Source organism: Marihabitans asiaticum, from assembly GCF_007828725.1.
Lineage (GTDB): Bacteria > Actinomycetota > Actinomycetes > Actinomycetales > Dermatophilaceae > Marihabitans > Marihabitans asiaticum.
In genome coordinates, this window is sequence record NZ_VIUW01000002.1 from 526935 (window position 1) to 541432 (window position 14498).

The window sequence follows — 14498 nt, forward strand, 5'->3', positions numbered from 1 at the left end:
GTCAGTACTCCAGGCTGCGGTCGACGGCGTCGAGGACTCGGTCGAGGTCGGGGAGGAAGTTCTCCTCGAAGCGGCTCGGCGGATAGGGGATGTTGTAGCCGCCGACCCGCAGCACCGGCGCCTCGAGGTGGTAAAAGCACTCCTGCTGGATCTGCGCGGCCAGCTCGGCGCCCAGCCCAAGGAAGGTCTGCGCCTCGTGCACGACGACCGCGTGGCCGGTCTTCTTCACCGACGCCAGGATCGTCTCGGTGTCCAGCGGGCTGAGGCTGCGCAGGTCGACCACCTCGAGGCTGCGTCCCTCCTCGGCCGCGGCGTCGGCGGCGGCGAGGCAGACCTTGGCCATCGGGCCGTAGCAGAGCAAGGTGAGGTCCTCCCCTTCGCGGACCACCCGCGCCTCGTGCAGGCCGCGCTCGGGCCCGGCGTCGGGGTCGACCTCGATCGCGCCGCGCTCGTGGTAGCGGCGCTTGGGCTCGAAGAAGATCACCGGGTCGTCGGACTCGATGGCCTGCTGGATCATCCAGTAGCCGTCGGCGGCGTTCGAGCAGGCGACGACCCGCAGCCCGGCGGTGTGGGCGAAGTAGGTCTCGTTGGACTCGCTGTGGTGCTCGACCGCGCCGATGCCACCGCCGCAGGGGATGCGGATGACCATCGGCACCGTGAGGTGACCCAGGGAGCGGGCGTGCATCTTCGCGACCTGGCTGACGATCTGGTCGAAGGCCGGGTAGACGAAGCCGTCGAACTGGATCTCGACCACCGGTCGGTACCCGCGCAGCGCGAGGCCGACGGCCGAGCCGACGATCCCGGACTCCGCGAGCGGGGTGTCGAGCACCCGGTCCTCGCCGAAGTCCTTCTGCAGGCCCTCGGTGATCCGGAAGACCCCACCGAGCTTGCCGACGTCCTCACCCATGAGGACGACCTTCGGGTCCTTCTCCATCGCCGCCCGCAGGCCGGCGTTCAACCCCTTCGCCAGGGTGAGCTTGCTGCCAGCCATCAGTGCGCCCCCTCCTGCACGAAGCTCTCCTGGTACTCGACGAACTCGGCCCGCTCCCGCTCGGTCACCGGGTGCGGCTCGGCGTAGATGTGGTCGAACATCGCCTCCTGCGGCGGATCGGGCATCGTCTGGCAGGCGTGCCGGATCCGGGCGGCGATCTCGTCGGCCTCGGCGTCGATCTCGTCGAAGAAGTCGGGCTCGGCGTGCCCGCGCTCCTCCATGAACCCGCGCATCCGCTTGATCGGGTCCTTCTCGCGCCAGATCTCGACCTCGGCGTCGGAGCGGTACTTCGTCGGGTCGTCGGAGGTGGTGTGAGCACCCATGCGGTAGGTGTAGGCCTCGATGAGGGTCGGCCCCTGGCCGCTGCGTGCGCGGTCCAGCGCGGCGACCGAGACCGCGTAGGTCGCGAGCGGGTCGTTGCCGTCGACGAGGACGCCGGGGATGCCGAAGCCGCGGGAGCGCTGGTAGGGCGGGATGGTGAACTGCTTCTCGTTCGGCTCCGAGATCGCCCACTGGTTGTTCTGCACGAAGAAGACGACCGGGGCCGCGGCGACGGAGGCGAAGACGAGCGCCTCGTTGTAGTCACCCTGGGCCGTGCCGCCGTCGCCGGTGAAGGCCATCACCGCGGTGTCCCGCTCCGGGTCGCCGGTGGCGACGTCGCCGTCGGTCTGGACGCCCATCGCGTAGCCGGTCGCGTGGAGCATCTGGTTGCCGATGACGATCGTGTAGAGGTGGAAGTTGTTCTCGTTGGAGTTCCACCCGCCGTGGTTGACCCCGCGGTACATGCCGAGGAGGTTCTCTGGGGGGACCCCCTTGCACCAGGCAACGCCGTGCTCGCGGTAGCCGGGGAAGGCGTAGTCCTGAGGCTTCAGGGCCCGGCCGGCGCCGACCTGGGCGGCCTCCTGGCCGAGCAGGCTGGGCCACAGGCCGAGCTCGCCCTGGCGTTGCAGCGCGTGCCCCTCGGCGTCGATCCGGCGCACGAGGACGAGGTCGCGGTAGATCTCGCGCGCGTCCTGCGAGGTCATGTCCTCGACGATCTGGGCGTACGGCGCGTTGGCCTCGGTGGTCTCGAGCCGGTTGCCGTCGGCATCGACGAACTGGACCATGTCGGGGTTGTCCGACGAGTAGTGCCCGGTGATCTCGGAGGGGGGCCGCGGACCGGCCGCCGAGGTGTCGAAGGCCGAGCGCATGTCGGCGTTGGCTGCCCGGTCCTCCGCGACATCCTTGTCGCTCATCTGCATCTCCTCTTCGTCGACCGAGGCGAAGGGGGTGACCTGCCCGGTCGTGAGCCCGCACCGTCTCGGGTGCGTCAGGGACGAACGCGCCGCAGCGGTTGTGAGCCACGGCACATGGTGCGGCGCTCACGCTACCGCGTGGTCGCCAGACGCCTCCAACCCACCCATCCCCCTCCGTCGCACCTGCCAAGGCAGGTGCGAGAAGACCGGGTACTTGCCTTGGCAGGTGCGAGAGGTCCGGGTACTTGCCTTGGCAGGTGCGAGGGTCAGGGGCCGAAGGCGGCGGCCACATCGATCAGCCGGTCGTTGGCCTCGGGCTCGCCGATGGTCACCCGCACCCCGTCGCTGCCGTAGGGGCGGACGGACAGGCCCGCCTGCTCGCAGGCCTGCACGAAGGCTGCGGTCCGCTCGCGGAGCGGGAACCAGACGAAGTTCGCCCCGCTCTGCGGCACGTCCCAGCCCTGCTCACGCAGCGCGGCGACCACCCGGGCGCGCTCGGCGACGAGGTCGGCGACCCGGGCGTCGAGCTCGTCCTGCGCGTCGAGCGAGGCCAGGGCGGCGACCTGGGCGAGCGTGTTCACCCCGAAGGGGGTGGCCGTCTTGCGCAGCGCCTCGGCGAGCGGCTCGTGGGCCACCGCATAGCCGACCCGCAGCCCGGCGAGGCCGTACGCCTTGGAGAAGGTGCGCAGCACCGCGACGTGCGGGTAGGCCTGGTGGATCTCCAGCGCCCGAACCGCGTCCTCGCCCTCGACGAACTCCAGGTAGGCCTCGTCGATGACGACGAGAACGTCCCGGGGCACCTGCTCGACGAAGTCGACCAGCTCCTCGTGGGTCACGGTCGGCCCGGTGGGGTTGTTGGGCGTGCACACGAGCACCACCCGCGTCCGGTCGGTGATCGCCGCTCGCATCGCCGGCAGGTCGTGCCGGTGCTCCTCGGTGAGCGGCACCGCGACGGGCACGGCGCCGGCCAGGCTCACGACGATCGGGTAGGCCTCGAAGCTGCGCCAGGCGAAGACCACCTCGTCACCGTCGTCGCAGGTCGCCTGAATGATCTGCCCGAGCACCCCGACGCTGCCGGTGCCCGTCGCGATCCGGGCGGCGGGGACGGCGAGCCGCTTCGCGAGCGCCTCGGTCAGCGCGCTCACCCCCATGTCGGGGTAGCGGTTGATCGCGCCGGCCGCGTCGCGGACCGCCTCGAGCACCGACGGCAGCGGTGGGTAAGGGTTCTCGTTGGAGCTGACCTTGTAGACGGTGAGCCCGTCCCGGGGAGCCGGGGGCTTGCCGGCGACGTAGGCCGGGACGGCGTCGAGCGCGGCCCGGATCCGCACCTCGGCGGTGGTGTCGGGCTGGTCGCGGGCCTGCTCGCCCATCACTCGTCGTCGTCCGGGAGGACGAAGCTGAGCACCATCGCGACGATGGTGATGATCAGCGCCCCGATGACCGCATCCCAGAAGAAGTCGTCGATGGCGAAGCTCAGGCCCAGCGGATCGGCGATCCACTCGGTGAGCTGAAGCATGAACGCGTTGACGATGAACGTGAAGAGCCCGAGCGTCAGCACGATGAAGGGGAAGGACAGCAGCTTGGCGATCGGCTTGACGATCGCGTTGACCACCCCGAAGAGCAGCGCGACGAGGATCACCGTGGTGAACTTCGAGGCGAACTTCGAGTCGTCGGTGGCCAGGTGGATCCCGCCCACGAGGAAGGCCGCGAGCCAGAGTCCCACCGCGTTGATCGCGGTCCTGATGGCAAAGTTGAGCATGGGTGCAGTGTGGCAGGCGGGGTGATCATCGGCACCCCTGTGGCCACTCCGGGTGACTCATGGGGCACCGAGGTTGCATCTCGGTCTCGGATTCTCCCGATCTGCTCCCCCTTCGCCCTGAGTCGGTGCACCCTGTTCCCACCGCGCGCGACCGCGCCCGGTGGGAACAGCACTCTCATAAGGACCAGCCCATGCGCCGCTCACCCCTTGCCCTCTCCGCCGTCCTGGCCTTGACCTTCCCCCTCGCCGCCTGCGGCTCCGACAGCCTCGAGGAGGGAGGCGAGAGCGCGACCTCGGCCACCGAGTCCGTCGAGGTCGAGGCCGACGAGTCCCTCAGCGAGATGGTCCCCGCCGAGATCAAGGACAAGGGCACCCTGACCGTGGGGTCGGACGCGTCGTACGCGCCCAACGAGTTCCTCGGCGACGACGGCAAGACCGTCGAGGGCATGGACGTCGACCTCTTCGACGCCGTCGCCGACAAGCTCGGCCTGAAGACGCAGTGGCAGAACGGGCCCTTCGACGCGCTCATCCTCGGCGTGGACTCGGGCAAGTACGACGTCTCGGTCAGCTCCTTCACGATCAACGACGAGCGCAAGGAGCAGGTGAACATGATCAGCTACTTCAGCGCCGGCACCCAGTGGGTCACCACCACCGGCAACCCCGAGGGGATCGACCCCGAGGACGCGTGCGGCAAGACCGTCGGCGTGCAGAAGGGCACCGTCCAGCTCGACGAGATCAAGGACGCGACGAAGAAGTGCGAGGAGGACGGCAAGGAGCCGATCAACTCCGTCGTCGAGCAGGAGCAGTCCAAGGTCACCGCCAGCTTGGTCTCGGGCAAGACCGACGCGATGCTCGCCGACTCCCCGATCGCGCTGTACGCGGTGAAGCAGAACGAGGACAAGCTCGAGGCGCTCGGTGAGACCTACGACTCGGCGCCCTACGGCTTCGTCGTGCCGAAGGACCAGACCGAGTTCGCCGACGCGATCGCCGAGGCGCTCAAGGCGATCAAGGAGGACGGGACCTACGACACCGTCCTGAAGAACTGGGGCCAGGAGTCCGGCGGCGTCGACGACTTCGCCGTCAACCCCTGATGCCCGCCAGCACCGAGGAGGCCGGCTCTCCCCCTTCGCGCGAAGGGGGAGGCGGCGCCTCCCCCACGGACCGTCCCGGACCGATCGACGCGGTCCCGGTCCGCCACCCCGGGCGGTACGTGGCCGTCGCGATCATCGCGATGCTCGCCGCGATGATCATCTCGAGCTTCGTCACCAACGAGCGGTGGGACTTCCCCTACGCCTTCCGGGTGATGAACTACACGCCCGTCCTCGAGGGTCTGCTCAAGGGCACGATCATCGCCACGCTCGGGTCGATGGCCATCGGCATCACCCTCGGCGTGGTCATCGGGATCATGCGCCTGTCCGACAACCCGGTGCTGCGGGTCGTCGGCTTCCTCTACACGTGGTTCTTCCGCGGGGTGCCGCGACTGGTGCTCGTCATCCTCTTCGGCACCGGAATCGGGTACCTCTACCCGACCTTCGACATCGGGCCGCTGCCGTTCAGCCAGCAGCTCGCCGAGTGGCTCGGGCTCTCCAGCGACCTGACCCTCTTCAGCCTCAACGTCAACCAGATCAGCTCGACGCTCATCTGGGGCATCATCGCGATGGGCCTGTCGGAGGCGGCCTACATGGCCGAGATCGCGCGCGCCGGCATCATGTCGGTCGACGACGGTCAGCGCGAGGCGGCGGCCGCGATCGGGATGGGCCCGGGGCTGGGAATGCGCCGGGTGATCCTGCCGCAGGCGATGCGGGTGATCATCCCGCCGACCGGCAACGAGACGATCGCGATGCTCAAGGACACCTCGCTGCTCGCATACCTGCCGCTGGCGACGGAGCTGTTCTTCCAGACCCAGGCGATCGGCAACCGGACGTTGAAGATCATGCCGGCGCTCACCGCGGCGACGATGTGGTACCTCGTGCTCACCACGGTGCTGATGATCGGCCAGTTCTACCTCGAGCGGCACTTCAGCCGGGGGTACGGGGCGACCCGGGCGCAGAGCAAGAGCGCGACGCTGCGCTCGCGGTTGATCGGTCTGAGCGAAGGAGGGGCGAAGTGAGCTCATCTGCCAGCGGCGGCATGCCGCTCGTCCATGCCGTCAACGTGCACAAGTCCTTCGGGTCGGTCGAGGTGCTCAAGGGCATCGACGTCGACGTCCACGCCGGTGAGGTCGTCTGCCTGCTCGGGCCGTCCGGCTCGGGCAAGACGACCTTCCTGCGGTGCATCAACCAGCTCGAGACGATCCAGGGGGGTCGGATCTGGATCGACGGCGAGCTCGCGGGGTACCGGGAGAAGAACACGAAGGGGGGTCGCCGTCTCTACCGCCTGAAAAACAAGGAGATCGCGGCTCAGCGGCGTGAGATCGGCATGGTCTTCCAGCGGTTCAACCTCTTCCCCCACATGACGGCGTTGGAGAACGTCATGGAGGGCCCGGTCAAGGTGCAGCGGCGGCCCAAGGGTCAGATGCGCGAGGAGGCGATGGGCCTGCTCGAGACGGTGGGCCTGGGCGACAAGAGCTCGGCCTACCCCGGCCAGCTCTCCGGTGGCCAGCAGCAGCGGGTGGCGATCGCCCGGGCGCTGGCGATGCAGCCCAAGCTCATGCTCTTCGACGAGCCGACGTCGGCGCTGGACCCCGAGCTCGTCGGCGAGGTGCTGCAGGTGATGCGCGACCTCGCCGCGCAGGGCACGACGATGATCGTCGTCACCCACGAGATGGCCTTCGCCCGCGACGTCGCCGACCGGGTCGTCTTCATGGACGGTGGGGTCGTCGTCGAGCAGGGAGACCCGGCCGAGGTGATCAACAGCCCGTCGCACAAGCGCACCCAGGCCTTCCTCTCCCGCCTGCGCAGCGAGCACGAGCAGGTGGCCAAGGCGGCCGCCGACCTCGTCTGACCCGCACTCCCCCTTCGCGTCCTCGGGAGCGGGGCAGGGCGTAGCCTCACCCGGTGCGACGGGTGAGGGGGATGCTGGCAGACACCCGGCCGCTACGGATCCCCGAGTTCCGGCGCCTCTTCACCGCCCAGGCGATCACCGTCGTCGGGGCGCAGCTGACCGTCGTCGCCGTCCCCGCGCAGATCTACGGCATCACAGGGTCGTCGGCCTACGTGGGGCTGACCGGTCTCTTCGGCCTGGTCCCGCTGCTCGTCTTCGGCCTGTGGGGCGGCTCGCTGGCCGACCACATGGACCGGCGCACCCTGCTCGGCGTCGCCACCCTCGGCCTGATCCTCAGCTCGGCTGCGCTCGCCGCCCTGGCCTTCGCCGGGAACGGCAACGTGTGGCTCCTGCTCGCGGTCTACTCGATCCAGCAGGCCTTCTTCGCCGTCGGCCAGCCGACGCGCGGCGCGATCATCCCCCGCCTCGTCCCGGCCGAGCATCTCGCGGCGGCCAGCTCGCTGAGCATGACCGTCTTCATGGCGGGCGCGATCGCGGGTCCGCTCCTCGGCGGCGCGCTCATCCCGGTGCTCGGCTACTCCTGGCTGTACCTGCTCGACACGGTGACCCTCTTCGCCACCCTCTGGGCGGTCATCACCCTGCCGGCGATCCCGGTGGAGCGGGCGGCGGGCTCTCCCCCTTCGTCCCCCGGTCTGCGCTCGGTGTGGGACGGCCTGGTCTACCTGCGCGGGCATCCGGTGCTGCTCATGTCCTTCATGCTCGACCTCGTCGCGATGGTCTTCGGCATGCCGCGGGCCCTCGTGCCGGAGATGGCGCACGTGGACTTCGGCGGGCCGGACGAAGGGGGGCTGGCCTTCGCTGTCCTGTACGCCGCCATGCCCGTGGGCGCCTTCCTCGGCGGTGTCTTCTCCGGCTGGGTGTCGCGGGTCGAGCGGCACGGGGTCGCCGTGGCCGGCGCGATCGTCGCCTGGGGACTGGCGATGGTCGGGATGGGCGTGGCGGTCACCGCGGCCGGGGGGTCGGCCGGTGCGCTGCTGTGGGTCGCGGCAGCGTTCTTCGTCCTCGGAGGCGCAGCCGACATCGCCAGCGCGGCCTTCCGCACCGCGATGATGCAGAGCGCGGCGACCGACGCGATGCGCGGGCGGATCCAGGGTGTCTTCCTCGTGGTCGTCGCGGGGGGTCCGCGTGTGGCGGACGTCCTGCACGGGGCGGCCTCCCCCACCCTCGGGGCCGGTCCGACCACGGCCCTCGGCGGGCTCCTCGTCGTCGTGCTGACCCTCGCGCTGGCCCGGCCGGGCACCCCCTTCGTCCGCTACCGGGTCCCGCTCGCCGGCGCACGGGGATGAGGCCCGTTCCTCCCCCTTCGCCCAAGATGCTGCCAACAGCATCCTGATGAGCCAGCCGCAGCTCGACATGCTGCCAGTTCATCGACGTGCTGCCAGCAGCATTTTGGGAAGAGGTGGCCGTTGGTCTGAGGTTCCCCGGGGATCTGCGAAGGGGGACGGCTTGGGCAGGGGCGAAGGGTGGGCCGCGCCGCCCAGCGGCGGCCGGGCGTGAGGGGGGTCTCGTTAGGGGGGCCTACGTTGGTTAGTACTACCGAGGCTCGTAGTGTGTCGTCGTAATCGCTGGCCCGTCTCGCAGGAGTGCCGATGGACGTCCTGGACCTTGCACGGTGGCAGTTCGCCATCACCACCGTGTACCACTTCTTCTTCGTGCCGATCACCATCGGCATGTCCGCGCTGGTGGCGTGGTTCCACACCCGGTGGCTGATCAAGCGCAACCCCGAGGACATGCGCCTGGCGAAGTTCTTCGGCAAGCTCTTCACGATCAACTTCGCCCTCGGCCTGGTCACCGGGATCGTCCAGGAGTTCCAGTTCGGGATGAACTGGAGCTCCTACAGCCGGTTCGTCGGTGACATCTTCGGCGCGCCGCTGGCCTTCGAGGCGCTCCTCGCCTTCTTCCTGGAGTCGACCTTCCTCGGTCTGTGGATCTTCGGCTGGGGCAAGCTCCCGGAGAAGCTGCACGTCGCCAGCATCTGGCTGGTGCACATCGGCACCGTGCTCTCGGCCTACTTCATCCTCGCGGCCAACTCCTTCATGCAGAACCCCGTCGGCTACCGGTTCAACCCCGAGACCGGCCGCGCCGAGATGGCCGACTTCATCGCCGTGCTGACCAACAAGGTCCAGCTGGTGACCTTCCCGCACGTCATCACCGCCAGCTACATGGTCGGCGGGGCCTTCGTCATGGCCATCGCCTTCCACAAGATGCGCCAGGCCCACCGAGGGCAGGCCGCGACCTACGACGGCGTCGGCGGCCCCGACGAGGTGCCGATGTGGCGGCGCTCGGCCCGTCTCGGCGCGGTCGTCACCCTGATCAGCGCCCTCGCCGTCGTCATCACCGGCGACATCCAGGGCAAGATCATGACCGAGGTGCAGCCCATGAAGATGGCCGCGGCCGAGGCGCTCTACGACACCCCGCCAGACGGTGAGTGCGCACCCTTCTCGGTGCTCACCGTCGCTGGCCTCGGTGGTGAGAACCCCCAGCACATCATCGAGATCCCCTGCCTGCTCTCCTACCTGGGCACCGGCGCCTGGGACGGCCAGGTCCAAGGCATGGTCGAGATCGAGAACGAGTACCGGGCGAAGTTCGCCGACAACGAGCTCACCCAGTCCGACACCTACATCCCGCCGATCGCGATGTCGTACTGGAACTTCCGGCTCATGATGGGCGCCGGCTTCCTCACCGCGGGCATCGCCCTGCTCGTGCTGTGGTTCACCCGCAAGAAGGCCGAGATGCCGCTCCAGGGGTGGTGGAAGCCGCTGCTGGTCCTGGCCCCAATCTCCGTCGTCCTCGGCCACAGCTTCGGCTGGATCTTCACCGAGATCGGCCGCCAGCCGTGGGTGGTCTTCGGTGAGATGACCACCGCTCAGGGAGTGTCGCCGTCGGTCGGCGCCACCGACGTGTGGATCTCGATGATCGTCTACACCCTGCTCTACGGGGTGCTCGCGGTCGTCGAGGTCAAGCTCTTCCTCGACTACATCAAGAAGGGCGCGGAGCCGTTCGAGGAGCCCCAGCTCCTCGAGGACGACGACAAGCTCGCCTTCTCCTACTGACAGGCAAGGACCAGGTACTCATCATGGATCTCGTCACCTTCTGGTTCATCCTCCTCGCCGTCCTGTGGACCGGCTACCTCGTCCTCGAAGGCTTCGACTTCGGGGTGGGCATGCTCGTCCCGGTCCTCGGCGGCACCAAGCGAGGGCCGGCACCCGAGGCGCAGGAGCAGGAGAAGAAGCGCCGCGTGCTGCTCACGACGATCGGCCCGCACTGGGACGGCAACGAGGTGTGGCTGCTCACCGCCGGTGGCGCCACCTTCGCCGCCTTCCCGCACTGGTACGCCACGATGTTCTCCGGCATGTACCTCGCCCTGCTGCTCATCCTCGTCGCCCTCATCGTGCGGAACATGGGCTTCGAGTACCGGTACAAGCGGGACTCCGAGTCGTGGCGCACAAGGTGGGACGCCGCCATCATCTTCGGCTCGATCGCCGCGCCCCTGCTCGTCGGCACCGGCCTGACCAACCTGGTCTACGGCATGCCGATGGAGGAGCACATGTCCGGGCAGACCGCCTACACCGAGTTCACGGGCAACCTCTTCAGCCTGCTCAACCCGGTGAGCCTGCTCGGCGGCATCACGATCACCGTGCTGTGCCTCGTGCACGGCGCGCACTTCGTCGCGCTGAAGACCGAGGGCGCCATCCGGCATGAGGCCCGAGCCCTGGCCACCAAGGCGGGCGTCGCCGCCGCCGTGCTCGCCGTGCTGCTCCTGCTGTGGCTGGGCATCATGCACGGCAGCATCTGGTCCTGGATCACCACGGTCCTGGCCGCCGGGGCGCTGCTGGCCGCGATCTTCTTCAACCTCAAGGACGCCGAGGGCAAGGCGTTCGTCGGGACGTCGCTGACGATCCTCTTCGCGGTCGCCACGTACTTCCTCATGCTCTTCCCCAACGCGATCAACGGTCGGGGCGAGGACCCGGCGCTGACCCTCGAGGCTGCCGCCAGCTCGCCGCTCACGCTGAAGATCATGACCGGCGCGGCGCTGGTCTTCACGCCGATCATGCTCATCTACACGGTGTGGAGCTACTGGGTCTTCCGCAAGCGGATCTCCACCGAGCACATCGCCACCCCGGTCGAGGTCAACGCCTGACCCGGCCCGGACCACCTGCACCGATGGCCCCCTTCGACCTCAGACTCCTCCGCCAGGTGCCGCAGACGCGGCGCCCGGTGGCGGTCCTGGGGGCGTTGGGGGCCCTCGGCGGTCTGGCGACGATCGCCTCGGCCTTCGCGCTGACCACCCTCGTGGTCTCCGCGGTGCGCGGCTCCGACCTCACCTGGCCGGCCGTCGCGACGGCCGGCGCCTTCGCCCTTCGCGCCGTCCTGTCCTGGACCACCGAGCGGGTGGCGGCCTGGGCCGGTGCCCGGGTCAGCACGGACCTGCGGGCCGAGCTGCTCCGCACCTGGCTGAGCCGACCCGCCGAGCAGCGCCCCGACCCGGACGAGGCGCTCACCCTCTCCGCCCAGGGCGCCGCCAGCGTCGAGCCGTACGTGGCGAAGTACCTGCCGACCCTCGTCGCCGCGGCGGTCGTGCCGCCGCTGGCTATCCTCTGCCTCCTCGTCCTGGACTGGCCGAGCGCCCTCGTCGTCGTCCTCACCCTGCCGCTGCTCCCCCTCTTCGCGGCGCTCATCGGCATGACCACGCAGGCCGACACCGATCGGCGCTGGCGGGCCCTGAGCGACCTCTCCGGGCACTTCCTCGACGTCATGGCCGGGCTGCCCACGCTCGTCTCCTACGGCCGCGGCGAGCGCCAGGTCGCGACCATCGAGCGGGTGAGCCAGCGGCACCGCCGGGCCACCGTGCGGACCCTGCGCCTGGCCTTCATGTCCTCGGCGGCTCTCGAGCTGCTCGCGACGATCTCGGTCGCCATCGTCGCCGTCCTCGTCGGCCTGCGCCTCACCCACGGCCAGATGGACCTGTGGGTCGGCATGATCGCGATCCTCCTCGCGCCGGAGGCCTACTGGCCGATCCGGCGGGTCGGGGCCGAGTTCCACTCCGCCGCCGACGGCGCGCAGGCCGTCCAGTCGATCCTCGACGAGATCTCCTCCGAGCCCGGTGACCCGATGGGACAACGCCGGGCGAAGGGGGGTGAGCCCGGCCGGGTCGTCGCGACCGACCTCGGCTACACCTACCCCGCAGGTCAGCGGGCCGTCCTCGACGGGGTCTCGCTGCGCCTCGGGAGCGGCTTGACCGCGATCACCGGCCCCTCGGGTGTCGGCAAGACGACTCTGCTCGAGCTGCTCGCCGGTCTGCGCACGCCGTCTGCGGGGACGGTCGATGCGCCGGCGTGCCATCTCGTGACCCAGCGCCCGTTCTTCGGCGCGACGACGCTGCGAGACAACCTCACCCTGGGCAACGACGCCGACGACGCCTCGGTCTGGGAGGCCCTGCGGGTCGTCCAGCTGGAAGGCTTCGTCGCGAGCCTGCCGCAGGGCCTGTACACCGCGGTCGGCGACGACGGCTTCGGCTTCTCCGCCGGGCAGCGCGCCCGCCTCGTGCTCGCCCGGGCGGTGCTCTCCGGAGCCTCCGTGGTCCTCCTCGACGAGCCCACCGCCCACCTCGACGACGACGGGGCCGCCGCCGTCCACGAGGCGCTGCGCACCCTGTGCGAGACGAGGACAGTGATCGCCGTGACCCACCGCAGCGAGCTCGTCACCCTCGCCGACCACCATGTGCACCTCGGCGCGGACCGGACCGGCCGGTCGGCGACCTCCGTGAGCACGGCCGCAGCCAGCGGGGAGCCCGCGTGAGCACGACATCCTCGACCGACCGGCGCGTCCTCGGCATCAGCCCAAGGATCATCGTCGCTGGCCTGCTCGCCGGCGCGGCCGCCGCCTCCGGGGTGGCGCTCACCACCACCTCCGGCTGGCTCATCGTCCGGGCCGACCAGCGCCCCCAGATCCTCCTCCTGCTCACCGCCATCGTCGGGGTGCGCACCTTCGGCCTCGGGCGGCCGGTTTTCCGCTACTTCGAGCGGGTCCGCAGCCACGACGCCGCGCTCGACGTGCTCGCGCGGCGCCGGGCGCAGACCTACGCCGACCTGGTGCCACTCACCCCGGCCCGGCTCGGCCGACGGGGCCGAGCCGACCTGCTCACCGGAGTGGTCGACGACCTGACCGACGTCACCGAGGCACCGGTGCGTTTCACCGTCCCGGTCCTCGGCGCGCTCGCCGCCGGAGCGGTGGCCACGACCCTCACCGCGAGCCTCGTCCCCGCGGTCGGGGCGGTCCTCGCCGCGATGCTGCTCGTCTGCGCCGCGCTCGTCGCCCTCTGCTACCGGCTGGAGTCCCGGAGTCAGGCGCGGGTGCTCGCCGCGCGCTCCGAGGTGGTGCGGGTCGGACACCTCACCGCGCGGCACGCGGGCGAGCTCCAGGCAGTCGGTGGTCAGGACGCGGCGCTGCGCTGGCTGGACGATGCGCACGACGAGCTGCGGGGGCGGCTGCTCGAGCAGTCCCAGGGTCGGGCCCTGGTCAGCGGCGGGGTGCTGCTGACCACCGTCGGAGCCACCGTCGCCTCCGCCTATCTCGCGGTCGGCTCCGGGGTCTCGAGCCCGGTCCAGGCGCTGCTCGTGCTCGCCCCGGTCGCCACCGGGGAGATCCTCGGGGTGCTCACCGACGCGACCCGGGCGCTTGCTCGCGCCACCGCCGGGCAGGACCGTCTCGACACCCTCCTGGCCCAGGAGCCTGCGGTGGTCGACCACGACGTCGACGAGGATGCGGCGCACGCCCTGGTGCGCAGCGGGCGCACCCCTGCGCTGCAGCTCGAGCAGGCGGTGGCGCGGTGGAGCGAGGGGCGTCCTGCCGTCGGACCCGTCGATCTCGTGCTCGAGCCGGGCGAGCACGTCGCGCTCGTCGGACCCAACGGCAGCGGCAAGACCACGCTGCTCAGCGTCCTCGCCCGCCACCTCGAGCTGACCTCTGGCTCCTACCTCGTCGACGGACGCGATGCCCGTGAGCTCCCGGCGCACGCCGTCCGCTCGCTCTTCGCCGTCGTCGACGACGAGCCGCACGTCTTCGCCTCCACGCTGCGCAACAACCTGCTCCTCGCCGCCGGGCCACCCCCGTCCGACGCCGGGTCCACCTCCCCCGACCCCGACGCCGAGCCCGCGTCGACCGGACCCTCCGACGAGGTCCTGCTCACCTCCCTTCGCCGGGCCGGTCTCGCCGACTGGCTGCAGGCCCTCCCCGACGGGCTGGACACCCGGATCGGGACCGGTGGTCACGGGATCTCAGGCGGCGAGCGGGCCCGCCTCGCCGTCGCCCGCGCCCTGCTCTCCCAGCGCCCCGTCCTGCTCTTGGACGAGCCGGGAGCCCATCTCGACCACCCCACCGCCCAGGCGGTCATCCACGACCTGCTCACCGCCGCATCCGGGCGCACCGTCGTCATCGTCACCCACCACGGGGTGGGTGCTGAGCAGGTCGACCGCGTCGTCGACCTCACCCGAGAGAAGGTGGCCTAGCC

General features: G+C 70.3%; 12 protein-coding genes. 8 read left to right on the top strand and 4 right to left on the bottom strand.

Annotated elements, in window-relative coordinates; genetic code table 11:
• Position 1 precedes the first annotated feature (1 nt).
• The 4 genes from FB557_RS07020 to FB557_RS07035 all read right to left on the bottom strand — a co-directional run bounded on the left by FB557_RS07020 (position 2) and on the right by FB557_RS07035 (position 3985).
• A complete protein-coding gene (locus FB557_RS07020) occupies positions 2–991 on the bottom strand; it encodes an alpha-ketoacid dehydrogenase subunit beta (RefSeq protein ID WP_144856889.1) in 990 nt (329 codons plus the stop codon).
• Entirely contained in the window at positions 991–2226 is a 1236-nt protein-coding gene (gene pdhA, locus FB557_RS07025) for a pyruvate dehydrogenase (acetyl-transferring) E1 component subunit alpha (RefSeq protein WP_211356506.1), read from the bottom strand. Before pdhA ends, FB557_RS07020 begins: the two co-directional genes overlap by 1 nt.
• A gap of 266 nt (positions 2227–2492) precedes the next feature.
• Positions 2493–3596: a histidinol-phosphate transaminase gene (hisC, locus tag FB557_RS07030; RefSeq protein WP_144856890.1), complete on the bottom strand. Its 1104-nt coding sequence runs from the start codon at positions 3594–3596 to the stop codon at positions 2493–2495.
• Positions 3596–3985: a phage holin family protein gene (locus FB557_RS07035; protein WP_144856891.1), complete on the bottom strand. Its 390-nt coding sequence runs from the start codon at positions 3983–3985 to the stop codon at positions 3596–3598. The genes hisC and FB557_RS07035 overlap by 1 nt, the downstream gene beginning before the upstream one ends.
• Before the next feature lie 191 nt (positions 3986–4176).
• On the opposite strand from FB557_RS07035, the gene FB557_RS07040 reads away from it, so the two are divergent.
• The 8 genes from FB557_RS07040 (at position 4177) to cydC (ending at position 14496) form a co-directional block, all read left to right on the top strand.
• Positions 4177–5076: an ABC transporter substrate-binding protein gene (locus tag FB557_RS07040; protein ID WP_144856892.1), complete on the top strand. Its 900-nt coding sequence runs from the start codon at positions 4177–4179 to the stop codon at positions 5074–5076.
• Complete coding sequence (locus FB557_RS07045) at positions 5076–6095, top strand: amino acid ABC transporter permease (protein WP_144856893.1); 1020 nt, start codon at positions 5076–5078, stop codon at positions 6093–6095. The genes FB557_RS07040 and FB557_RS07045 overlap by 1 nt, the downstream gene beginning before the upstream one ends.
• 20 nt (positions 6096–6115) lie before the next feature.
• Positions 6116–6928, top strand: coding sequence for an amino acid ABC transporter ATP-binding protein (locus FB557_RS07050; RefSeq protein ID WP_144857125.1), 813 nt, complete (start codon positions 6116–6118; stop codon positions 6926–6928).
• A gap of 71 nt (positions 6929–6999) precedes the next feature.
• Complete coding sequence (locus tag FB557_RS07055) at positions 7000–8274, top strand: MFS transporter (RefSeq protein WP_144856894.1); 1275 nt, start codon at positions 7000–7002, stop codon at positions 8272–8274.
• Positions 8275–8577: 303 nt separating this feature from the next.
• On the top strand, positions 8578–10041 hold the full coding sequence (locus tag FB557_RS07060) for a cytochrome ubiquinol oxidase subunit I (protein ID WP_144856895.1): 1464 nt from the start codon (positions 8578–8580) through the stop codon (positions 10039–10041).
• Between the two features lie 23 nt (positions 10042–10064).
• Entirely contained in the window at positions 10065–11129 is a 1065-nt protein-coding gene (gene cydB, locus FB557_RS07065; protein WP_144856896.1) for a cytochrome d ubiquinol oxidase subunit II, read from the top strand.
• Positions 11130–11152: 23 nt separating this feature from the next.
• Entirely contained in the window at positions 11153–12787 is a 1635-nt protein-coding gene (gene cydD, locus FB557_RS07070) for a thiol reductant ABC exporter subunit CydD (protein WP_144856897.1), read from the top strand.
• Positions 12784–14496 carry a thiol reductant ABC exporter subunit CydC gene (gene cydC / locus FB557_RS07075; RefSeq protein WP_246074526.1) on the top strand — a complete coding sequence of 571 codons (1713 nt, stop codon included), beginning with the start codon at positions 12784–12786 and terminating at the stop codon, positions 14494–14496. The genes cydD and cydC overlap by 4 nt, the downstream gene beginning before the upstream one ends.
• The last annotated feature ends 2 nt before the right edge of the window (positions 14497–14498 follow it).